This is a genomic window from Marinomonas sp. TI.3.20 (assembly GCF_038155025.1).
GTDB classification, from domain to species: Bacteria; Pseudomonadota; Gammaproteobacteria; order Pseudomonadales; family Marinomonadaceae; genus Marinomonas; species Marinomonas flavescens.
On the sequence record NZ_JBAKAS010000003.1, the window covers coordinates 209,734 to 232,072 of the forward strand.

The 22,339-nt window shown below is 43.3% G+C and carries 19 protein-coding genes and 1 pseudogene; 6 read left to right on the plus strand and 14 right to left on the minus strand.

The window, feature by feature from the left end:
- Positions 1-131: 131 nt before the first annotated feature.
- Positions 132-1,328, plus strand: coding sequence for an amino acid aminotransferase (locus V6259_RS05170; protein WP_341583588.1), 1,197 nt, complete (start codon positions 132-134; stop codon positions 1,326-1,328).
- A 319-nt stretch (positions 1,329-1,647) separates the two neighbouring features.
- Here the strand turns inward: V6259_RS05170 and V6259_RS05175 are convergent, their stop codons facing one another.
- Both V6259_RS05175 and V6259_RS05180 read right to left on the minus strand, forming a co-directional pair.
- Positions 1,648-2,637, minus strand: coding sequence for a family 16 glycosylhydrolase (locus V6259_RS05175; RefSeq protein WP_341583589.1), 990 nt, complete (start codon positions 2,635-2,637; stop codon positions 1,648-1,650).
- A 190-nt stretch (positions 2,638-2,827) separates the two neighbouring features.
- Entirely contained in the window at positions 2,828-3,802 is a 975-nt protein-coding gene (locus V6259_RS05180; RefSeq protein ID WP_341583590.1) for a family 16 glycosylhydrolase, read from the minus strand.
- A gap of 629 nt (positions 3,803-4,431) precedes the next feature.
- On the opposite strand from V6259_RS05180, the pseudogene V6259_RS05185 reads away from it, so the two are divergent.
- A pseudogene (locus V6259_RS05185) lies at positions 4,432-4,575 on the plus strand (IS5/IS1182 family transposase); the annotation flags it as partial.
- A 103-nt stretch (positions 4,576-4,678) separates the two neighbouring features.
- Here the strand turns inward: V6259_RS05185 and V6259_RS05190 are convergent.
- From V6259_RS05190 to V6259_RS05220, 7 genes are all read right to left on the minus strand, one after another.
- Complete coding sequence (locus tag V6259_RS05190) at positions 4,679-7,027, minus strand: beta-galactosidase (RefSeq protein WP_341583591.1); 2,349 nt, start codon at positions 7,025-7,027, stop codon at positions 4,679-4,681.
- 207 nt (positions 7,028-7,234) lie between these two features.
- The gene (locus V6259_RS05195; protein WP_341583592.1) at positions 7,235-8,638 is read right to left on the minus strand and encodes a hypothetical protein; all 1,404 of its coding nucleotides are present in this window, start codon (positions 8,636-8,638) and stop codon (positions 7,235-7,237) included.
- Positions 8,639-8,997: 359 nt separating this feature from the next.
- A complete protein-coding gene (locus V6259_RS05200; RefSeq protein WP_341583593.1) occupies positions 8,998-9,618 on the minus strand; it encodes a UPF0149 family protein in 621 nt (206 codons plus the stop codon).
- Positions 9,619-9,777: 159 nt separating this feature from the next.
- Entirely contained in the window at positions 9,778-11,679 is a 1,902-nt protein-coding gene (gene parE / locus V6259_RS05205) for a DNA topoisomerase IV subunit B (protein ID WP_341583594.1), read from the minus strand.
- Positions 11,680-11,814: 135 nt separating this feature from the next.
- Positions 11,815-12,405, minus strand: coding sequence for a YqiA/YcfP family alpha/beta fold hydrolase (locus tag V6259_RS05210; protein ID WP_133012716.1), 591 nt, complete (start codon positions 12,403-12,405; stop codon positions 11,815-11,817).
- 98 nt (positions 12,406-12,503) lie between these two features.
- A complete protein-coding gene (locus tag V6259_RS05215) occupies positions 12,504-12,959 on the minus strand; it encodes a DUF1249 domain-containing protein (RefSeq protein ID WP_341583596.1) in 456 nt (151 codons plus the stop codon).
- Between the two features lie 205 nt (positions 12,960-13,164).
- Positions 13,165-13,782 (minus strand): NUDIX domain-containing protein, encoded by a 618-nt coding sequence (locus tag V6259_RS05220; RefSeq protein WP_133012714.1) that lies wholly within the window; start codon positions 13,780-13,782, stop codon positions 13,165-13,167.
- A gap of 137 nt (positions 13,783-13,919) precedes the next feature.
- Between V6259_RS05220 and V6259_RS05225 the strand changes: the two genes are divergently transcribed.
- From V6259_RS05225 to pseF, 4 genes are all read left to right on the plus strand, one after another.
- Positions 13,920-14,477, plus strand: coding sequence for a DNA-3-methyladenine glycosylase I (locus V6259_RS05225; protein ID WP_341583597.1), 558 nt, complete (start codon positions 13,920-13,922; stop codon positions 14,475-14,477).
- A 141-nt stretch (positions 14,478-14,618) separates the two neighbouring features.
- The gene (pseB, locus tag V6259_RS05230; protein ID WP_341583599.1) at positions 14,619-15,608 is read left to right on the plus strand and encodes a UDP-N-acetylglucosamine 4,6-dehydratase (inverting); all 990 of its coding nucleotides are present in this window, start codon (positions 14,619-14,621) and stop codon (positions 15,606-15,608) included.
- Complete coding sequence (gene pseC / locus V6259_RS05235; RefSeq protein ID WP_341583600.1) at positions 15,601-16,788, plus strand: UDP-4-amino-4,6-dideoxy-N-acetyl-beta-L-altrosamine transaminase; 1,188 nt, start codon at positions 15,601-15,603, stop codon at positions 16,786-16,788. Before pseB ends, pseC begins: the two co-directional genes overlap by 8 nt.
- The gene (gene pseF, locus V6259_RS05240; protein WP_341583601.1) at positions 16,785-17,495 is read left to right on the plus strand and encodes a pseudaminic acid cytidylyltransferase; all 711 of its coding nucleotides are present in this window, start codon (positions 16,785-16,787) and stop codon (positions 17,493-17,495) included. The genes pseC and pseF overlap by 4 nt, the downstream gene beginning before the upstream one ends.
- Before the next feature lie 16 nt (positions 17,496-17,511).
- On the opposite strand, the gene pseG is transcribed toward pseF, so the two are convergent.
- From pseG to fliS, 5 genes are read right to left on the minus strand one after another with little or no spacing between them, the layout of a single operon-like run.
- Positions 17,512-18,489, minus strand: a complete 978-nt coding sequence (gene pseG / locus V6259_RS05245; RefSeq protein WP_341583602.1) for a UDP-2,4-diacetamido-2,4,6-trideoxy-beta-L-altropyranose hydrolase — start codon at positions 18,487-18,489, stop codon at positions 17,512-17,514.
- Positions 18,486-19,505 (minus strand): pseudaminic acid synthase, encoded by a 1,020-nt coding sequence (pseI, locus tag V6259_RS05250; protein WP_341583603.1) that lies wholly within the window; start codon positions 19,503-19,505, stop codon positions 18,486-18,488. Before pseI ends, pseG begins: the two co-directional genes overlap by 4 nt.
- Before the next feature lie 8 nt (positions 19,506-19,513).
- On the minus strand, positions 19,514-21,622 hold the full coding sequence (locus V6259_RS05255) for a motility associated factor glycosyltransferase family protein (RefSeq protein ID WP_341583604.1): 2,109 nt from the start codon (positions 21,620-21,622) through the stop codon (positions 19,514-19,516).
- Positions 21,612-21,905 (minus strand): hypothetical protein, encoded by a 294-nt coding sequence (locus V6259_RS05260; protein WP_341583605.1) that lies wholly within the window; start codon positions 21,903-21,905, stop codon positions 21,612-21,614. The genes V6259_RS05255 and V6259_RS05260 overlap by 11 nt, the downstream gene beginning before the upstream one ends.
- A complete protein-coding gene (gene fliS / locus V6259_RS05265) occupies positions 21,905-22,339 on the minus strand; it encodes a flagellar export chaperone FliS (protein ID WP_133012705.1) in 435 nt (144 codons plus the stop codon). The genes V6259_RS05260 and fliS overlap by 1 nt, the downstream gene beginning before the upstream one ends.

The window sequence follows — 22,339 nt, forward strand, 5'->3', positions numbered from 1 at the left end:
TTACCTCGTTATTCCATTGTATTTTGCAATAAATGCGGCAAAATGGTTTGGAAACTTAATCAAGTAAATCATGCTATTTTGCTTCATCGCAGTAACGCTTTGAGGCATTCTAAAAGGACCCCGTAACTATCATGTTTAAGCATTTAAAAGCCGTTTCTGGCGACCCTCTTTTAGCTCTTATCGTTGCTCATAAGCAAGATTTGAATCCAAAAAAAATAGACCTGGGTGTTGGCGTCTATAAAAACGACCATGGTGATACCCCTATTTTAAATAGCGTAAAGAAAGCCGAAGCTATCTTACTTGAACAAGAAGAGTCTAAAAGCTATTTAGGCATTTACGGTGCTGCTGAATTTGAAACGGTTATTCAAAATTTAGTCTTTGGTGAAGGCAACCCTCTAATTACATCAGGTCGTATTCGCTCAACACAAACTCCAGGTGGTACCGGCGCACTTAAAGTAGCCGCTGACTTTATCAGTGCGAACTTAAAAAACGCTCGTCTATGGGTTAGTGATCCAACGTGGGGGAATCACGAATCTATTTTTAATTCCGCTGGAGTCGAAGTAAAGTCATACCCTTATTATAACCCTGAAACAAATGGTCTTCGCTTTGAAGAAATGATGGCAACATTAAGAGCTGAAGCAAAAGAAGGTGATGTCCTACTTGTCCACGCTTGTTGTCACAACCCAACAGGTATCGATTTACAGCCTGAACATTGGAACATCATTACTGACTTTATTAACGAACGTGGTTTATTGCCGCTAGTAGATGCTGCTTATCAAGGGTTTGGAGACGGCTTAGATGCCGACTTAGCTGGCCTACGCCATATGGCAGCCAATGTAAAAAGCATGCTAGTTGCAAACTCCTTCTCTAAAAACTTTGGTATTTATCGCGAACGCTGTGGCGGCTTAAGTATTCTTGCAGAAACTAAAGAAGAAGCAAATGCCGCTTTCTCTATTATTGGTCAAGCAATTCGCGCTAACTACTCAATGCCACCAGCGCATGGCGCAGCGGTTGTTTACACCATTATGAGTAGCCCTGAACTAAAAGCAGAATGGGAAGTAGAAGTCGCTGGAATGCGTAATCGAATTAATGGGTTACGCGACAAACTTGTTACTAAACTAGCCGCTTCTGGTGTTAGCAAAGACTTTAGCTTCATCAAAAATCAGCGTGGTATGTTCTCGTATTCAGGTCTAACACTTGAGCAAGTTCATACATTACGCAACGACTACTCTATTTATATTGCAGATTCTGGGCGCATGAGCATATCTGGAGTTAGCGATAACAATATTGATTATCTATGTGAAAGCATTGCAAAAGTAGTTGGCTAATTTGCTAGATAAAAACTAATTTAACCCTCTGAAAACAGTAAGACATGAAGCCCCACAATGATTGAATACGTCAATTTTGAGGGGCTTTCATGATGAGCTGACCAAGAATAACGACACGTAAAACATTCATTAATAAAAACAGGCTTATTGTTCAATAAAACAACAACATTCATCTTTATCAGAAATATGTCGAATTGACGATATTGTCACTTTCCCCCGAACTGTCGGACTTCTTCAAATATACGGTCAGCAAGCAAAACAATGTATGTTCAAATCAAAGTTTTGTACTCTGACAAGAACATACATTTAACCTTTTCACTCAAGATTTACTTTTATATACCCGCACCCAATCAACTTTCATCGTAGTTGGGTACCCTGCGGCGTCTGCTGAGCCAGGTGTTGCACAGCGACGAAGGTTATCTGGGCAATTGTTATACGTGAGATTAGGAGCTCGAAGTCCTAACGATAAAGCCAAATTCATTGGTAAATGGTTCCAATGATCGTTAGGCTGACTAATCATTTTTACACCATCAACATAATAAGTAAGTGACTTTCTGGATACCATCACGCCATAAGTATGAAACCCTTTGCTGGGATCAAAATCTACCGTCACTGGGCTATACGGCGCATCTTTTCTTCGTACAAATACGTGTTTACCATTTTTCATTATCTGATAAGGGCCATGCATATCTATTTTATGGATAGATGATCTCTCTTGCTGCATCTCAACGATGTCAACCTCGGAATATGCTGTATCCCCATCTTTCTTACCAATCAATCCCGCCGCCATATCAGATCCGACGTTGCTATACAGCCAAAATGCTGGGCTCGATCCAGGAAAAGTAGAAACGCCTTGTATTCTAGCTTCGTAATAGCCAAAGATCATTTTAGATTTCGACTTCAACATTCCTGACGTATAGTGAATTGCTGTTGTTACACGTTTCCCTTTTTTATTAGGGATTTGTACGTTACGTGTTACATGCCGCATAGTAATATCAAGGTTTCCATTGGCCACAGTGACGTTTTTAGGATCCCAGGCCCATGGGCCATCGAATTGATTTATATCAGTGGTCCACTTGGACTTCGCAATTGTCGCACCGTTAAATTCATCTGAGAGATTATTTACTAACTCCCATTCAGAAGCAGTGCCGTTTGGCACATTCGCCTGAATCTGATTTGGACTTGCTCCAACACCATCAGCCACCGCTGCTTTATGATTATTATCTGCCATCGCGGAGCAACCAGTGACTAAGAGCGCAACGCAGGTGGTTGATGCAAAAATAGATATTTTTTTTGATATTTTCGGCATTATTATCATCCTTTTTATATTTTTATAAGGCCCTATACCCACGCATTAATTATCTACTGAGTAGAGGTATTGAATATTTCACGCTAAGTTCAAACAAAAAACGTTAGGTATTGGAAATACCCAGTCTTGAGCCAAGCATTCGCGCAGATCGAAATCAATTTGATAAAGAACATTCAAGATAGCTACGTATCTATAGTGTTTTCTTTTTGTAGACACGCACCCAATCCACCAGCATAGTAGTTGGGAACCCTTTCGCATCTGCAGCTCCAGGTACTGGACAACGACGGATCGGATAATTCTTGGGGCAATTATGGTAGCTGATTAGCGGATGTCGAATACCCAATGAGAGCTTCACATTCATGGGGAGTTTATTCCAGTTGGTATTAGGTTGACTGCTCACTTCTCGACCATCAAGGTACCAAGTCAATGCCTTTTTCGAAACCATAACACCATAAGTATGAAAGTCACTTCGCGGATCAAAACCTGCGTCAATCCTACGCTGGAAGGTATAAGGATCATCTTTAGTCAGCACTCGCACAGATTTACCATGTTGCATGGTGGCATAAGGCGCGTGCATATCAATGTAGTTAACAGATTTGTCCTGCTGCATCTCGACGACGTCAATTTCAGAGTAAGTGGTGTCACCCTCTTTAGTCCCCACTAGACCAGCCGCCTTAACTTGCCGTCCATTATCGTTCATCCAGAAAGCAGGAGCCGTGCCAGGAAAAGTTGAATTGCCTTTAACTCTTGCCTCGTAATAACCAAAAATTTGAGTACCTTTGGAAGTCAATATCCCCGAACTATAATCAACATGAATCCCATTCACTACTTGAGGCTGTTTACGTGCCGTAATCTCGAGTTTGCCTTCTTTCTGCGCCAAATTTTTTGGGCTCCAAGCCCATGGAACGCCAGCTGAAGAGGTACTGTCAGTCCATTTATTAGTATCAACTTTTGCCCCATTAAACTCATCCGAGAGACTACCAACCAAAGCCCATCCAGAGGAAGTACCGTTCGGAACATTTCCTTGAATCTGATCTGGGTTCACTCCGACACCATCTGGCATTGCTGATTTGTGGCTATCAGCAGCCATTACTGGACTGGCTGCAACTAAAGCTGCAATCGATGCAGAAACAAAAATAGATATTCGCTTCGAAACTATTGGCATTATCACCATCCTTTTTTATTTTTTTATAAGATCCTATATCCATTCATTGGCTATCAAAATGAATATAGAGGGATTGAATATTTCGTACTACAAAATCAACTCTTTTAGTTAAGGGTATGCAATTCGAGTACATTTGGCTCCGATAATAGACATCTGCTGAACTGGGTATTATTTAAAGTAACAGTAGTTACGAAAAAGACCGTGAACCATTATTATTTTCTCTGCTACACAGCATGTTTTCGCCATCATCTAAAAGTAAATTGAGGAACAAGATCCATATATCACATGTTTATAAACATATCATGTTTAACATAAGGGCGTAATAATCCAAACAAAATAGAAATGTATCATTACGCTGACATATAGGCTCTGATAACCGACAGCTATTTTGAGCACGAGGATAATGTAGACTATATCAAGTTAAAATAAAAAACCTGAATTCAACCATTTACTAAAAACAGGCTTAAAAAGTCATTTAGGGAGGCTTTTTTACTTAAAACTGACAGTTTAATTGACGTGTATTTAGCTGTCTATTGGACATGGGCAGGCTTACGAAATGAATCATCTACATTAAACTATAATTCACCGGCATCTAATACAAAATAGGCGTCTTATCACTTTTCTGAGCAGAACATATGATTCGAATACGCAAATGTCAGTTTGGGTTCAGAAATGCAATCTATCGTGGCTTGGCTAAAAATGACAATAAGCTGGCGATGTTATGTACTCTTACCAATGGAGTAGATCAAATAATAGAAGCGATGAAGAAATAATCCGTTAAAAAACAACTAATTAAGCTTGTTTAACGGTCAAAATCTATAAAACGCCGAAATTGAATATCTCTTCTTGATAGCTTAGTGACAATAGATCACATTATCAACTACATTCAATACAGTTGATAAGCATCACTTTTCTTGGACTGATAGTTACTTTTTCGGCAACGGACTCGCCGGTAAATCCGTCTATCAGCTTCCATTTTTTTCCCGGGACGCGATGGGTAATGCGCACTTCCGAGGGCATCAGCCCAACCTGAACCAGCGACACAACAAACTGCCCCTCTGCCAACTGTGCAGTGCGAACACAAGTACCTTTGGGCTGAGCGCCCGCGTGGATCGTCTGCGTCACGCATACGGGCGTACCCGCTGAATGCTCGACGTAAGAAGTCACCAAGGAGGTTAGCGCCGTCAGTGAGTCGAACCGAATCAGGTGCCCTGAAAGACCATGCAGTGCCGTCTGACGCGGACGACCGTATTCGTCCAGTGACAGGCTATCGCCATCGATCACAACTCGACCACCACGATCCAGATACGCCTGCAACGCTTGCACCTCTTGGTCCGTAACATGATGGGCGCCCATGACGACGACCATATCCCAATCTAAGCGCTCGTCGGCCGCTGTCGCGCCGTAGCTGTTCAAAATGTCCTGGGTGACAAAGCCCAGCGCGACGCCTTCGAAAAAACAGGCCGCGTGAGAAAGATGGACGTCATCCATGTAGCTATATCGGTTGATCGCACTCGTTTCAGAATAGAAGATTCGCACCGCCTTGCGCTGCGCCTGCAAGGCGACTACCGCATCACCATGGGCATTGACGTCCATGTTGGTGAGGGTCATTTCGATCAATGCTTGCGGCTGATGCGAGGGGTCGACGACAAAGTCGACGCTGTCGTTCCGGTGCGACGTCGCGCCATCGGCCGCGCGCCCCCAAACCCATGTGGACGCACCGCCAAGGCCGTGAACATGGGCAAGCCAATAGATTGCTCGAAGATAGGCAGGGTCGGTATCCATCTCCGAAAAATCATTCTGCAGGAAGAAATGATTCTCGGAATCCCATAACAACTCGTCAGGCTGAATGGATGAAAAGAAATCGAAGATCATGATCAGGTTCTGCCAGTCAAACGAATACTTGTTCAACCAGGTGCCCGTACGCTTCTTCTTGATCGAGCTGTACTGCGACTGCGCATCGAAACCAATGATGTCGCACATGCGAATAAGCCGCTCGTAATTGAGGCCGTGATCGCGCAACCCCGAAGTCCACAACCACGGCATCAGCTTGATGTGATTGCGTGCATGAGAATCCAGCGATTTTATCTGCTCAACCAGGAAGGCGAACCAGTCACTGACCCGGTACTGATTGAACGCACACCAGTCATACCAAACCGGCTGACCACGTAGCGCGCCGTCAATGGGGATGGCCAATGAAACCGCCTCAAAACTAGAGAAGCCCGAACCCCACAAGCGATTAAGTACGGCCACGTCGCGATGATGAACCGCCAACCACTTGCGAAACTTGGCCATGGTATACGACGACACGGGCCCAGTATTCCATGTGTCTTTCATCGTAAAAAAACTGGGCTCATTAAACATCATGTAACCAAGCGCAGACATTCGTTTTTCTCGCACTAGTGGCACAAAAGCACGAAACAAGTCTGCAAACAAGCCGCGAGCAGCGGGATGGTCAATGTCGTAAGCACTGTAATGGCGACGTCCGACGGTGATATCAGGATATTTTTTTATGATCCACTCAGGGATCGCGTGATGATTGATAAACACCTGACCGATACGGCCATCCTCTTGTGCCGACACCGCCTTCAATTTCTTGTTGGAAACGTGCCCAGCTTCATCCTCGACAAACGTGGGGCTGAGAAATACGGAATTTAGATCACCGAAATAGCGGTTCAGCCCTGGATCTTTCGGAAGCCACGTATAAGTCAACGGAAACACCGGCCGTTCGGCCTGCACAAAGTGCCGCCCCTGGATGGAAAACGCCTTGTAATCCACCGCTATCACGGAGCGCCGTGACACCTCGCCCGCCAAGACTCGACGAAAATTCGCAGTGACGTTATCGAGCGCCGCCTCCAAGGTCATCAACTCAAGATGAGGAAGCTGCGCCGCATACGTCGCCGCTGACGCTTTGTATTGGGGGCTGTGTCGAAAGTGCTGCGTATTAAGCGCTACGTGAGCCGCGTCATAATCGATCCAGCCTTTGAAAAGCCCGGATGTATGCAAGACCATTTGTTCTCGCGTGGTATCGAACGACCCTTTCGCTGAGCCTGCCACCAACTGCCGCAAGATCTCTTCCTTACCAAGCACTCGACGCCACTTGACCGCCAGTGACTCAGTATCGAGTGGTGCCAGCAAGCTATTAGCACCCTGCGTATGCGCCTGTGCAGTGACACCCCACAAAGCCGTCACTGCTATACCAAATATAAATTCTCGCCGGTCCATCTTTTACATCCTATTTGCTCATACTCCACTCAAGAAAGTGGTGAGTAGTTTTAGCCTATCACTCACATTTTAGTGTCAGTCACCAAGGTTGCCGCACCGAATAGCCGACACATACTATCCAACCCGCCAACAGTGAGCATAGATAGTATCTTCACCTCAGGCGGACTCACGATGGTCCGGAGCGATGATAGATTTCAGTCAACGCGTTTACTTCTTATGCACAGCCTTTGGTGTGATAGTCGGTTGTCGAGCCAGCAACCCGTGCGCTGTAACATTTTTGATATGGATAGCCGACTCATAGCTGGTGCCGTCATTCAGCACGGCTGCCAAAGCTGGGCCAATATAGAACTCGCCACCATAACCTGGTTGATCGCGAATGGCCTGAGGGACGTATTTCATCATGTAAGATGGGATCAAATCCATCTTCCCCCTTCTCCGGTTAGGTAACTGTGCCTGCGCTCCGAAGCTGGCGTCCACATGGTTGACTGATACACTGGTGAACGAACCGAGAGTCAGGTTTGGATTGTGTGACTTGTGCGAAACAAAGCCAGGGCGAAACGCGACCGCAAATTCACAGCCCTTCGATGTAACACCATCAACGTCGACTGTACCGTCGTGCATCGAATGGGGCTGTAACATCAAGGTAGCGAATCCATTACGACAAGTGAGGTCGCGACCATAGATCTGATCCACTCCACCCACTTGTGCATCGTTCATCGCCTTTTCACCGGTTTCGACGCGCAGGGCAACGCCACCTTCCGTTGATAGGTTCCGAAAAAGAAGATGCTCACCGGCCTGAACTTGCACAATTCCATAACCAGCCGAGGCGTGGGTTTGATCGATATTCTCGACCACACCATCTCTTGGCGCATTTGGGCTCAAGCGCAAGTTCTTGGGCACGGTCGGCCAATTAGGTCCGGAGGTTTTCTGCCGGCCCGGCCCCATTGAAAGTGAGGCAAATTTGGTCTGTGAGTCTGTAATCGACACATTGGCAATATAGAAATTTTTGACCGCGTTGATTTGAAACACCATCACGCCAGGCTTATAAGCAGGCAGCTCAACATGAAAACGACCGCCTACGCCCTGAATGCTGACATTGGACACATGTCCATCCAAGATGAATATTTTGGCCGACTTGTGGTTAACGGGAAGCGCTGGAACGATCGTCGCGGCGTGATCGATCATCAAATGAACATTGGATTTCAGCTGGACATTGCCGAACGTATAGTGACCCGCGGGGATAGAGATAGCACCGCCACCAGAAGCAGAAACCGCGTCGATCGCCTGCTGTAATTTTTGGCTGTCCGCTGTGGTATCAGCCCCATTCGCGTTCCAGCCGGAAGCAAAGTTCGCGGGTGTCCGATCCTCCATCCGAGAGGGTTTGTAAAACTCACTCGCCTTAACGCCAATAACTGACCCTGGTGTCTGAGTAGTGTCCGCATAAGACACAGTGCCTGTTAAAATAAAGAGCACCAAAAATAAGGAACGGGGTAGTGTTTTTACTAATAGTTGAGGGTAAGCAATTCGAAGACATTTAGCACCGATAACAGCCTTCCGTTGAATCTGGGTATTCTTTAAAAAACGGTAGTAACGAAAAAGACAGTGAACCATTATTATTTTCTCCGAAACACAGCATGCCTTCGCCATCATCTAAAAGTGAATTAGGGAGCAAGATTTATAAAGGCGTCATCACACAATTAAGATAGAAATATACCGTCATGCTTTTTAAGCTATTGAGACATGGGCTCTAAAAACAGACAGCTATTTTAAGCACGAGGATAATGTAGACTACATCAAGTTAAAATCAAAAACCTGAATTCAGCCATTTACTAAAAACAGGCTTAAAAAGTCATTTGGGGAGAGTTTTTTACTTAAAACAGACAGTTGAATTGGCGTGTATTTAACTGTCTATGGGACAAATGCAAGCCTACAAAATTAATCGTCTGCATCAAACTATAATTTACCAGTATCTAATGCAAAATAGGTGGCTTATCACTTAATTGATTGGATTGAATCTCTGGGTGGTTAAATTGGACTAAACGCAAAATCGAAGGTTCGATAGTCTCGCGCCAAAAATCAACTTCTTCATCAACCATTTTTTCGAGTTTTTCCCAGCCAGCTTCTGTGCCAAACATGCGTACTGGCGCAAGCACTTCGTTGTAAAAATCATGGTTACTTTCATCAAGACCCAGACCAGTAAGGCGCGCGCCTCGCATAAAGCCGACACACCACTCTTCGACTAAAAGTTGACTCTCTCCATTGTCTATTTCTTGTTCTAGGTAAACAGGATGCAGATCACCATGAATAATGGTATTCATGGTTTCCATATAGACAATCAGTACTAGGCTAAGAAATTCGTCTTCTTCTTTTAAGGATGGCCATTTAGGCTGATCTTCCTCAGCCCCCCAAATAGCACTCAGCCAAAAATCAGGCGCAAACTCTTGAGCAGAGCAGCCTAGTGCGGTTAAAAAGCCATCTAATTCCGATACACAGAGAATAGAACGCTCGCTTCCAAACGTAGATAAATAGTGATCAAGGTGCTCGTAAAGAGCTTCTTCACTAATGACGTTAGGATCTTCATTGTCAGACATCAAATTGCATTCCACTTTATTACTGGTTTTCTAAGTGTAACCTGTCTTTAACAGATTTGCTGATGAAACTTCTAATTTTGATAAACAGAATATCGCAAGAAAAAAAGCCATTCTATTCAAAATAAAAAAGTGTATTCATCAGCAATACGTGTTTAAAAATTAGCCTTCAATAATCGCTAGATTGCCATAAGTCTCTAGCCAATGCTTACGATCCCCAGCACGCTTTTTAGCAAGTAACTTATCCAATAATTCATCTGTACCGGATGGGTCTTCCATGGTCAACTGAATCAAACGTCGAGTATCTCGCGCCATGGTTGTTTCTCGTAGTTGCGATGGATTCATTTCACCCAATCCTTTGAATCGTTGAACATTGGGCGTACCACGTTTCTTTTCCACTGCCATTTTATGCAAAATAATGTCTTTTTCTTCATCATCCAAGGCATAAGACACTTCCTTACCCAAATCAATACGATACAACGGCGGCATAGCAACAAACACATGCCCCGCCATAACCAGACTTGAAAAATGGCGAACAAACAAAGCACACAGCAAAGTGGCAATATGCAATCCATCGGAATCGGCATCGGCTAAGATGCACACTTTGCCATAGCGCAGGCCAGACAAATCGTCTTCACCTGGATCAACACCCAGTGCGACAGAAATATTGTAGATTTCTTGAGAACCAAGTACATGACTAGAATCGACTTCCCAAGCATTAAGGATTTTACCGCGCAACGGTAAAATTGCTTGAAAATCTTTATCACGAGCCTGCTTAGCAGAACCACCAGCAGAATCCCCTTCCACTAAGAAAAGTTCACTTCGAGTGGAATCTTGACCGGAACAGTCAGCTAATTTACCCGGTAACGCAGGCCCTTGGGTGATTTTTTTACGAACTACTTTCTTGCTGGCTTTCAAGCGTTTCTGGGCGCTATTAATGACCAAGTCCGCAATTTTTTTACCCTCTTCAACGTGCGTGTTTAGCCATAAGCTAAACGCATCTTTTGCCGTCGCTGAAATAAAGGGCACAATTTGACGAGATGATAAACGTTCTTTTGTTTGTCCAGAAAACTGAGGTTCTTGAATTTTTGCGGACAAAACATAACTACAGCGATCCCAAATATCCTCCGCCGTTAATTTCACGCCACGAGGTAACAAATTATGGAAATCACAAAATTCACGCATGGCTTCTAATAAGCCGGTACGTAAACCGTTAACATGCGTACCGCCTTGAGCAGTAGGAATCAAGTTTACATAACTTTCTGTGACTAACTCACCACCTTCTGGCAACCATTGAACCGACCAATCAACGCCTTGCGTCTTTTCAGTTAGGCCACCTAAGAAAGGTTCATCTGGAAGCAGTTCGAAACCTGCGTTCGCTTGAGCCAAGTAGTCTTTTAAACCGTCTTGGTAAAACCACTCTTCTCGTACTTCTTCCGTGCCACTTTGATCAATAAAAATGACATGTAAACCCGAACACAATACGGCTTTGGCTTTTAGTAAATGCTTGAGTCGAGAGACAGAATATTTAGGGCTATCAAAATATTTTCCGTCGGCCATGAATTTTACTTTTGTGCCGGTGTTTTTCTTACCAACCGTGCCAATTTCAGCCAATTCAGAGACTTTAAAGCCATCTGCGAAACCAATGTGATATTGCTTGCCATTACGTCTTACAAACACTTCTAACGATGTTGATAAAGCATTAACAACCGATACACCAACACCGTGTAGGCCACCAGAAAATTGGTAACTATCACCAGAAAATTTACCACCGGCATGAAGCTTTGTCAGGATCAATTCAACCCCAGAAACACCTTCTTCGGGATGAATATCAACAGGCATACCGCGGCCATTATCTTCTACGCTCACGGCGCCATCTTTATGAAGAATCACTTCTATGCGATCAGCATGATCTGCTAACGCTTCATCCACTGAGTTATCAATGACTTCTTGTGCCAAGTGATTAGGTCGAGTGGTGTCCGTATACATTCCTGGACGTTTTTGAACTGGCTCTAGGCCGCTTAAAACTTCTATTGAGCCGGCGTTATATTCTTTAGCAGACATGCGTGTTTATTCTTCCAAATTGAAATTGCGATACCAAAGTAAAACACAGTATCGAACTAAGATGTAAATAAGATAGTGTAGAGTCTATCACTGGATATGAACCCTGTGAAATGATCAAGTTCTAAGCCAGCCAGATTAGGGGATGATTCCAGCGAAACGTAAAATATCATCGCCAAAACGTTCAAAACCAACAAAACGGTGATTCCCTTTTTCTTCATGGGTAAGTCGAATTGTTTTTGGAAACGCCTTTAGCGCCTCTCGGTAGTCTAATACGTCATCGCCTTCTTGGAGCATCAGCCAATACAGGTCTGGTGTCGGGCATTCCACTATTAATGCGGCTAATTCATCCATATGTGCGAGGGTTAATTCATACCGCTCATCAGTATAAGGATTGTGTTGCGGGCCGATATGATCAACCAATAAACTTGAAGCTTGAACCGCAGGGTTCACCAAAATCGCTTTTATTTGAAATTTCTCGGCCAAATAACTAGCATAAAAGCCACCCAATGAACTCCCTATTAAAGTAATACTAGAGGCTCCTTCTGCTGATAAACGCGACGTTATAATATCTTCTAATAACGCAATTGCTTTAGCTGGTTGCCATGGTAATCGAGGAGATAGAAGCTCCCCACTCAGAGCATGCCTTTTCATCGCGTCACTGAGAACTGAGGCTTTATGAGACTGTTCTGAACTATTAAAACCATGGATATACAGTAAGCTATTCAATGCAACGACCTCTAGTTCGAAGGGTTATGTTTTCGTTTATAACATTAGATTAGACCAGCGAAAGTCAGAGATTAATACGCTTTATTTACATAAAAAGTCTAGGCAAACTGGAAAAGTGGCGTCTCGTAAAGTCGATGTCCGTGCTTTAAACAGAGCTCTAATATATCCGACAATTGTTGATTCAATCGAAACTTTTCATCCCTATGGTACATATCATCATTAGGATAAGGGTAGCTGCCACTAAACTGCCGATGCCCATCGGTAATTTCGGCAATTTTCACATCATGATACAAACGAATATTCATCGACAGTTTGCTTTCAAAAAGGAGCTTGTTTTTACCTTCTGGGCCAAACTCTAAAGCCATCTCTGATGTGAAGCGACTTTCTTGACCAAGCACCAAACGTAATCTGCTTTCATGATCGCCGACACTGTGAATCGAAAAATCCCATACGCTTTCCTCTTCGTATCCACGAATCAGCTTAGCCACACGACGATAATTTAACTCGCCGAGCAGCTGTAAGCTGGATAAATCAGGTACGTACTGTTTTGACATTTTTTGCATTACCTCGACCATTTTTGCGAAAAATATCCTTCTGTTAGTGTACTTTTCAACAATATTGCATTTGATTTCAATCGCATAAGAAAGATATTCATTGCCTTTATGGCACAATCATTTAGATTCCTTTATCGTGTCAGTATAGGTTAAATCAAGTAGATCGCGGCTCTAAACTCTTTTTTTTACGGTAGAACGACCTCTGTCATTCCCAACGATGCACTAATTTAGCCTTGTTTAAGGCGAACCATTGCAGACCCATAATAGTGCTGGCGTTTTCTACATCATGATCAAGCAGTGCAACCGCTTCATCCGCACTCATAAGATGAAGCCGTATGTCTTCATTTTCTTCATCCAAACCGTGAGTACGGTTCACATCCACACGACTGGAATCAAATTCGCCTGCATACATACGCAGGTATTCTACTAATCCACCTGGAGAAGGAACAAACTTAAACATATATTCAAGCCTCTTTACCGTGACTCCCGCTTCTTCAAATGATTCACGACGAGCAACGTCCTCATCGGCCTCCCCTTCTTCTACCATGCCAGCGACCAGCTCTATCAACCAAGGCGATTCACTTTTTGGTAAACTTGGGCGAAACTGCTCAATTAACAATATTTTATCTGCAACAGGATCAAATAATAAAACACAGACCGCATCACCACGCACCATCATTTCGCGTGTCATCGGCTGACTCCATTCGCCATTAAATTTCTTGTGTCTTAGTGTCAGCTTATGCATTTCAAAAAAGCCTTTATAAACGCATTCATCTTGAATGACATCTACATCTTTCTGGCTATAAATTGGTTTAAAGCTCATTGTTCTTTCTCCTATTTATGAACGATTTAACCTCTCAGGTCACACTCAGCCACCTGGCACTCTGGATAAACGTAAAATCCAGATGACGCTATCAAATCAACAAGGTATGCTAATTTCCTTATTGAGGAGATAAGTTGATGGAAACCGTTCGCTGTGATTGGTGCCTAGGTTCACCAGAGTACATTCAATATCATGATAATGAATGGGGTAAAGCCGTCTATGATGACCAAAAATTATTTGAGTTTATTGTACTAGAAAGCGCCCAAGCAGGTCTAAGTTGGATAACTATTTTACGCAAGCGCGACGGCTATCGATCCGCCTTTCATAACTTCAACCCACAACAAGTCGCTAACATGACGACACAAGATGTGGATCGCCTGGTGCTAGACCCGACCATTGTTCGTCATCGTGCTAAAATCGAAGCCACTATTTCGAATGCCAAGGCGTTTTTAGAAATCATTAAAGAACATGGCTCTTTTAGTCAGTATTATTGGGCATTTAGCGGTAACAAAGTCATCGTGAATCAGGTACTTACAATGCAGGACATTCCTGCTATCACGCCTCTTTCAACACAGATAGCTAAGGACATGAAAAAACGTGGTTTTCGATTTTTCGGTCCCACAACCTGTTACGCCTTCATGCAAGCCACTGGCATGGTCAATGATCATCTAGAAAACTGCATCGCACGTTATTAACAAAACGACATTCAGAGTCTTGATTTTATTAATGTTTTCCTTTGGCTTGCCGATAATATTTTAAACATTATGCTCGCTGCAAATAATACAAACACCATGTAGCAGACGACATTCACACTTGATTGGTTTGGTATTGATTCCATGTTTAACAACAAAAGTATTCTTATCACCGGCGGTACCGGCTCTTTTGGGCACCAGTACGTCAAAACACTGTTGGCGCTATACAATCCAAAGCGATTAATCATCTACTCGCGTGACGAGTTGAAACAATATGAAATGCAGCAAGTTTTCGATGCGCCTTGCATGCGTTATTTCATTGGGGATGTGCGTGATAAAGACCGTCTGACACAAGCCATGCGTGACGTAGATTATGTTATTCACGCAGCAGCACTCAAACAAGTACCGGCGGCTGAATACAATCCAATGGAATGCATTAAGACCAACATTCATGGTGCAGAAAATGTCATCGCCGCAGCCATTGCCAACGACGTCAATAAAGTCATTGCTCTTTCTACCGACAAAGCAGCCGCACCGATCAACCTCTACGGTGCAACCAAGCTGGCCTCAGATAAACTCTTTGTTGCGGCCAACAATATGGTCGGCCAAGGACGCACTCGCTTTTCAGTCGTTCGCTATGGCAATGTTGTCGGCTCTCGCGGTTCCGTCGTACCCTTTTTCCAAAAATTGGTTAACGAAGGGGCTGAGAGTATCCCTATAACTCATCCAGACATGACTCGATTCTGGATCACTTTGCCAATGGGCGTGGACTTTGTTTTAAACAATTTCACACGCATGCATGGCGGCGAAATTTTTATTCCCAAAATACCATCGGTACGCATTATTGACTTAGCGGCGGCGTATGCGCCCAAGGTACCAACCAAAGAAGTGGGCATTCGGCCTGGTGAAAAGCTGCATGAAGTCATGTGCCCTACTGACGATTCATTCCATACCTTTGAATTTACCGACCATTACGTAATTGCTCCCAGTATTAAGTTTTTCCAAGATGAAATTCGCTTTGATCGCAATAAAACAGGGGAACAAGGTGTATTAGTTACGCCAGGGTTCGAATACCAATCAGGCAGCAATCCTCACTTTTTAACCGTAGACGAGATCCGCACCTTCGATGAGTAATCCAGGTTTTATTCCCTATGGTCGACAATCCATCAGTGATGAAGACATTGCGGCCGTTGTTCATGTTCTAAAATCCGACTACCTTACCCAAGGCCCTGTAGTCAGTGAGTTTGAACAAGCCATTGCTGACAAAGTCCGTGCCCAATACGCTGTAGCAGCCAACAGCGCCACTTCAGCCCTGCATTTGGCTTGTCTCGCTTTAGGAGTAACCTCCGGAGATCGTGTTTGGACATCGCCAAATACCTTTATCGCTTCAGCCAATTGCGCCCGCTACTGTGGTGCAGATGTAGACTTTGTGGACATCGACCCTCAGACCTACAACCTTTGCCCAATACAACTCGCCAAGAAACTTAAACTGGCAAAAATCCAAAACACCTTGCCTAAGGTGGTTATTCCTGTTCATTTCGCGGGCCAATCTTGCGATATGCAAGCGATCCATACGCTCTCAAAGCAATATGATTTTGCTATTCTCGAAGACGCGTCCCATGCTATTGGCGGAACCTATCAAGGCCAACCTATTGGCGATGGTCGCTTCAGTGATATTTGTGTGTTTAGCTTTCATCCCGTCAAAATAATTACGTCTGGTGAAGGAGGTATGGCCGTTACGAACACCCTTTCTCTTGCTAAACATATGCGCACTCACGCACAACAAGGCATAACTAAATCATCCGAGGAACTCTCTCAAAATCCCGGCGACTGGTATTACGAGCAACAAACATTGGGCTTTAATTATCGTATGACAGAGCTCCAAGCCGCATTAGGGCTATCTCAACTGTCTCGCCTAGATGAATTTATTGAACGTCGCCATGATCAATTTCAGCATTATCAACAACTACTCAAAGATTACCCTATTACTTTGCCGTATCAGGCGGAAGGAAATTACTCATCTTTGCATTTGTTTCCAATACTGCTGCCTAACATCAGTAAAAATGCCAGGAAAATGGTCTTTGATATTTTACGACAAGCTGGCATCGGCACCCAAGTTCACTATATTCCAGTGCATACTCAACCTTATTATCAAGCTTTAGGTTTTAATGAAGGTGATTTCCCAATCGCCGAAAATTACTACGCCCGAACACTGAGTCTGCCCATTTTTGCAGAGCTCAGCAAAGAACAGCAAGAGCGAATCGCATTACTCTTGAAGCATGCATTAATTACCAGCCAAGTGATGCCGACATGAGTCAAAAAGCGGCTCCTTATCGCGTTGCTATTATTCCTGCTCGTGGCGGCTCTCAGCGTATTCCTCGTAAGAACATTCGCTTACTCAATGGCAAACCATTGATTGCTTATTCTATTGAAGCCGCCCAAGCGAGCCAGCTATTTGAACGTATTATTGTCTCGACGGATGATGAAGAAATTGCAGAAGTTGCACGCTACTATGGTGCTGAAACACCTTTTTTTCGCCCAGATGAGCTATCCGATGGTATTACTGGCACCACACCGGTAATGCAACACGCATTACGATTTTTAATCGAACAAAATCAGACACCGAGCGAAGCTTGTTTGATCTACGCTACCTGCCCACTTTTACAGGCTAGTGACATTCAAAATGGTTTTCAGGCATTAGAAGGCGCTAGTTTTTGTTTTTCTGCCACCACCTTTGATTTTCCTATTCAGCGTGCGCTGTGCTTGAACAACAACGGTAAACTAGCCGAGCTATTTCCCGAACACATAAATAAACGCTCACAAGATTTAGTGGAAGCGATTCATGATGCTGGACAATTTTATTGGGCAACAACAAAAGATTGGCTAGATGATGGTCATATCTTTGGCGAAAAATCCAAACCTATTATGCTGCCAAGACATCGAATTCAAGACCTGGATACAGAAGAAGATTGGCTGCGTTTAACTCAACTGATGACACTTTACTCTCAACAGACCAAATAGCGACCACAGAGACAAACTAGCCAACTAAGCCATTAGTAACTACATTGGCCACTCGATCAGCTCCGTTACTATCGACTAGCGACATAGCAACGCGTCTCGACTCTGTTAACCATGATAAATCAAACCATAGCTGTTGCGCCTGATATACCAATTTCTCGACCTGCTGTGCACGCTGCGCACTAGACACATTCTCCAACCTCACTGACTTACACCAACCCAGAGGGACATGCTGCTCTAAAGAACGCGTTTGATTGTCTGCCACTTGAGCAAAAATCGTTGGAACCCCCATCGATGCAAGCTCAAACAAGGTGCCACCTGCCGCAGAGATCGCTAATTTGGCTTGGCCCATCAACGGCGTAACCTCTGCTAACCCTTTGCTTATATTGACCTTATGTTCCGCTGAAAACGCTTTCACCGCTTCTGCATTCGCAGCATTTTCACCTAACAAAACGTGTATTTTTTCTAGGGGGAATTCATGACGTTGTAAGCTTTTCAAAATCGGTAACGTCAGTGTTAAAGGGTCTGTTCCACCCAATGTAATAAGAAGCTTTTCTGGCTGATAGAGTGTTTGATCAAAAGTCGAAAATTCAGGTCTCAACAGTGCAAACCTAGGTCCTGTTAATGGCTCAAGTATAAGATTTGAGTATTCTTCATGTAGAGGATTTAAGACCCATCGAGCAGGAAAAACACCACGATCATTCATATCATCTAACACCAACAAGTTAGGCTGGTGTTGATACAACCTCTGAATGTCGCTTGCTTGATATTGATAATGATCTAGTACAACAAGATCGGCCTCAGCAGCCAAAGTAAGGAAGGCTTGCTCATCATCAATGTGCACATCATTCGACTCCGAAAAAGCACAACACGAACGATGAACAACAAATTGGCATTGCCAACCAAGAGCTTGAAATGCGGAAATAAGTGCCTGACAACGCACCCGATGCCCCATGCCAATTTGGACAGAAGCATCCGCACGTATCAGTGCTTTCATTCCATAAGATCCCAAAGTAATGGCTGACCTTTTTGTACATCGGATAAAAGAACTCTACCCAACACGTCAGGCCAATGCTTTGGCGCTAAGCCGAGCGACGGTCGAATAATTTTCAAATGCTGATCAGACAAAATCGTACCGGAAGGCAAGTCTTGCGTAATATAAATAGAACGGCGATATTTTTTAGCCATTTGCTCCGCATCTGACCCACCGTAAACCACGCTACCCAATGCCGCTTTCGCACTACGACATGCCTCAACCAAAGCCTTCATTTCACTAGGCTCCATAGAGAACGCCGCATCAACACCACCCGCATTACGATCAAGAACAAAGTGCTTTTCAATCACCGTTGCACCTAATGCCGTAGCAGCAACAGAAGCACCGATTCCCTGCGTATGATCAGACAAGCCAACCAAACAGCCCGTACGCTGTGCTAAATCCGCCATAGTCGCTAAGTTAGCGTCCTCTATTCTAGCGGGGTAAGTACTGGTGCATTTTAGTAAAGTAAGAGGGTTATTTCCGATGGCACGAATTGCCGTAATAGCCTCTTCTATCTCTTCAAAGCTGGCCATGCCCGTAGACATAATCATCGGTTTGCCCGTTTTGGCGACGGCTTGAATCAAGGGAATGTCTGTCATTTCAAACGAGGCGATTTTGTACAAAGGCACATTAAGTGTTTCTAGGAAATCCACTGCGCTCAGATCAAAAGGAGAGCTAAATGCCACTAAACCTAATGAGTTAGCATAATCAAATAAAGGCTTATGCCACTCCCAAGGTGTCAAAGCCTTAGCGTATAAATCATATAGGTTTGAGCCATGCCACAAGCTATCACTCTCAGAGACCATAAACTCATCACGACGAACATCTAACGTCATAGTATCTGGCGTATAAGTTTGCAACTTAATCGCGTCGACACCAGCTTCTGCAGCGGCTTCGATCATGGACTTTGCTAAATCAAGATTCTGATCATGATTGCCAGACAATTCAGCAATAATAAAAGGAGTGTTTTCAAACATGAGTAGAGTTAACCATTGTAAAAAGTAATAAGATGATCATTTCCCTGATCAACAAAATCAGAAGCTTGCTGCACGAGACTCGGCATTTCTTCTAGAAACTCGCACCAAACAGAAAATATATTTTGTGCTCGACGTACCGCTTCTGCCTCATCGTCATACTCAAAAATAAATTTAATTATTAAAAAAGCGGAATAAGTAAATGAACCAATCAGTAAGTCTTGTAAATGTTGGTGTACGCTAGCCTTTAAGAACAAAATAGATCGATGATGAGACCACAGCAAATCACACACCGCTTTTCGTGTCGTGACATTTTCATCCCAACCTTGTTGCAATAATTGAGTGACCTTACGAAAATCATCCACTGAAAGGAGCATTTCTGGGGATTGATTTAAAATGCTATCAGGCGGTGTTGTAAAAAAAGCTTCATCCAATAAATCAATAACATGCTTATGATCAATTTTAGGGTCGCAAATCATCACATCGTCCGCTTTCAACGGCTCAACACCTTCAATTTTAGCGCCATCAGACAAATTATAGCTATTAAAGCCACGACGTTTATTAAGCTGTCGAGTTAACGATTCTAATTGAACTCGGGAGGTTTCCATTATGTTCGTGGCATAAATAACACCCCCGAAATTCCCCTCTCGCTCAATTAACGTAGCGTCTTTAAAGGTTTGAAAACCAGACTCTTTTCCATCTTTATAATAACCACTGTGGATAGAGTGATGACTGCCTTTATCCTTAAAACCATTATCCACCCCTAGATAATAGACATGGTTAAAACCAAATAATTGAGTGTAAGACAAGGCTAAATTTGCAACGACTGGGTTACAAAAATTAAGCTGCACATACTCTTTAGTATCACCTTGAGCGCGAGCTTGATTCAGAATAAGTGAGGTAATGGCCTCGCCTGGCTTCATCCCCATGCCTGATCGCTTAAAGTACTGAAAGTACTCAGGATGCATCACATCAACAGACAATCCCCAAATTTGATCGAGGTATTCTTGATCTAAAAATAAGAACTTATCAACGGTTTGCTTCATACGCTCAATATCCACATGAATATCTGGCGTAATACCTAATTTACTTAACGTATTAATCGTTGAGCCACAGCTAATCAGTAAAACTTGATCTCGAACCTCTTTAACTAGCTCTATACCTTGGTCCAATGAGGGTCCGTTCCCTAAAATAAAAACCGGGATATCAGCTACCCATTTAGGCAAAGCATCACGACCTTTAAATTCAGCTAATCGTGTATTCGGCAAGGAACGTAGCCCTTGAGCAATACCAATTAGGGCATCATCAAAAAAACCCCATCCCATCACTTGGCGAGCATAATGTTTTTGAAAGTAGGAAATAGCTTGATCATTTTCTGGGCTACTGTAAGCCACATGCAAAAACGTTTCAGGGGCCATAAAATAACCATTTTCAGCCAACTGAAGAATGTATTTTTCAGTAAACTCTTCCGGTTCTACACCAAGGAAAAAGTGAATTGTACGGCCATCGCCATTGAAGTTTTCTAGTATTGGCTGCCAATCAATGGCAAATAAAGAATAGTAAAAATAGTCTAAATCACACTCATACAAATAAAGGTGCTTTATTTCTCGTTTCGCCAAAAAGGCTTCAAGTTGATAGCCCAGTTCTATACCGAAAAAAATAGCAGAACCAACAAACGAAGATAATCCCTTTTGCTTCTCTAAACCTTGTTTCTGCTGTTCGATAACATCCATCATTTTGTTGCTATAAAATACATGACGGCTTGGATGACTATCGGTTTTATCAAGGGTTAGAAATGTTTTATTAGGCGATTGAAGTGAAGATAGTATTTTACGCTCAGATTGCGCTCTTGGCTCTTGAGAAAAAAGCGGGGAAGACACATCTTCTCGAAACAAATTTAAATCACCACACGCTTCCATGTAGATATGCTTTTTTTTCGGTCGATAGTTTATGAATTCTTCGTAAATATGAGGCATAACATTAGCAAACAACGTCATGTTCTTCAGATAGCGCTCAGTGAGAACCTGATCATGCTTTTTAATACGCTCTAAACCTTGTGAAAAAAGCGCAATGAACTCTTCAGTTTGTTCAATTGAAACCGGTGTATCCTCATTTAGCATGCTTTACGCCTTCATACTGGCTAACACCTTTACGTGTTTTTGTTGACTGGAAAAGTTGCTCTTGCATGGTTACATGCACAGCTTGAACGAGATCAATGGCTTGTTGATGAAGGGTAATAAAACGTTTGATGTATAAATCGTTTTTCTCATCACCTGATAGCTCAATAGTACGAATTAATGCATCATTTTCCTCACAAAGGCGCAGCACTTCTTCTATCTCTTTGTCAGTGACACTTCTTTCTAGCTTATCTGCCAATGCATGTAGGCAAGCTATATCTAGCATTAAACAGTACCCATCCGAACTTGGTTTTTTTCTTCATAAGCTCGCTGTTTATCCGCATCAGAAATCTGATCCCAGGCCCCTTTAATTTGTAAAATAAGACCAATTACTTCATCAAGCAGAGAGACATTTTTAGTCACACTAGCTTCATTGATTTGAACAGTCATATAGTCATAGAGAGATTCTAAATTATCTACAAGCTCTGGGTTTACCGAGCGATCTAAAGAATCTCGCAAGCTATTAATAATTTCAACTGCATTGGTTAATGCTGCCGCTTTTCCTTCCCAATCAGATCGTTCGATGCAACCTTTTCCAAGTGCTAATCGCTCTAATGCACCTTGCATTAATAGCTGAATAACTCGGTGAGGATCTGCTGACGCCAAATCAGACTTTAAAGAGTCTTTTTTATAAGCATGAATCCCTTTTTTCTCGTACAT

Bases quoted from the DNA above. Each gene is read 5' to 3' on its own strand.
- V6259_RS05255 (WP_341583604.1), bottom strand. From the start codon at position 21,622: ATGCTAAATGAGGATACACCGGTTTCAATTGAACAAACTGAAGAGTTC.
- V6259_RS05220 (WP_133012714.1), bottom strand. From the start codon at position 13,782: ATGAGCTTTAAACCAATTTATAGCCAGAAAGATGTAGATGTCATTCAA.
- pseF (WP_341583601.1), top strand. From the start codon at position 16,785: ATGAGTCAAAAAGCGGCTCCTTATCGCGTTGCTATTATTCCTGCTCGT.
- V6259_RS05190 (WP_341583591.1), bottom strand. From the start codon at position 7,027: ATGGACCGGCGAGAATTTATATTTGGTATAGCAGTGACGGCTTTGTGG.
- V6259_RS05260 (WP_341583605.1), bottom strand. From the start codon at position 21,905: ATGCTAGATATAGCTTGCCTACATGCATTGGCAGATAAGCTAGAAAGA.
- pseB (WP_341583599.1), top strand. From the start codon at position 14,619: ATGTTTAACAACAAAAGTATTCTTATCACCGGCGGTACCGGCTCTTTT.
- parE (WP_341583594.1), bottom strand. From the start codon at position 11,679: ATGTCTGCTAAAGAATATAACGCCGGCTCAATAGAAGTTTTAAGCGGC.
- V6259_RS05170 (WP_341583588.1), top strand. From the start codon at position 132: ATGTTTAAGCATTTAAAAGCCGTTTCTGGCGACCCTCTTTTAGCTCTT.
- pseC (WP_341583600.1), top strand. From the start codon at position 15,601: ATGAGTAATCCAGGTTTTATTCCCTATGGTCGACAATCCATCAGTGAT.
- V6259_RS05180 (WP_341583590.1), bottom strand. From the start codon at position 3,802: ATGCCAATAGTTTCGAAGCGAATATCTATTTTTGTTTCTGCATCGATT.
- V6259_RS05225 (WP_341583597.1), top strand. From the start codon at position 13,920: ATGGAAACCGTTCGCTGTGATTGGTGCCTAGGTTCACCAGAGTACATT.
- V6259_RS05200 (WP_341583593.1), bottom strand. From the start codon at position 9,618: ATGTCTGACAATGAAGATCCTAACGTCATTAGTGAAGAAGCTCTTTAC.
- fliS (WP_133012705.1), bottom strand. From the start codon at position 22,339: ATGTACGAGAAAAAAGGGATTCATGCTTATAAAAAAGACTCTTTAAAG.
- pseI (WP_341583603.1), bottom strand. From the start codon at position 19,505: ATGTTTGAAAACACTCCTTTTATTATTGCTGAATTGTCTGGCAATCAT.
- pseG (WP_341583602.1), bottom strand. From the start codon at position 18,489: ATGAAAGCACTGATACGTGCGGATGCTTCTGTCCAAATTGGCATGGGG.
- V6259_RS05175 (WP_341583589.1), bottom strand. From the start codon at position 2,637: ATGCCGAAAATATCAAAAAAAATATCTATTTTTGCATCAACCACCTGC.
- V6259_RS05195 (WP_341583592.1), bottom strand. From the start codon at position 8,638: ATGGTTCACTGTCTTTTTCGTTACTACCGTTTTTTAAAGAATACCCAG.
- V6259_RS05215 (WP_341583596.1), bottom strand. From the start codon at position 12,959: ATGTCAAAACAGTACGTACCTGATTTATCCAGCTTACAGCTGCTCGGC.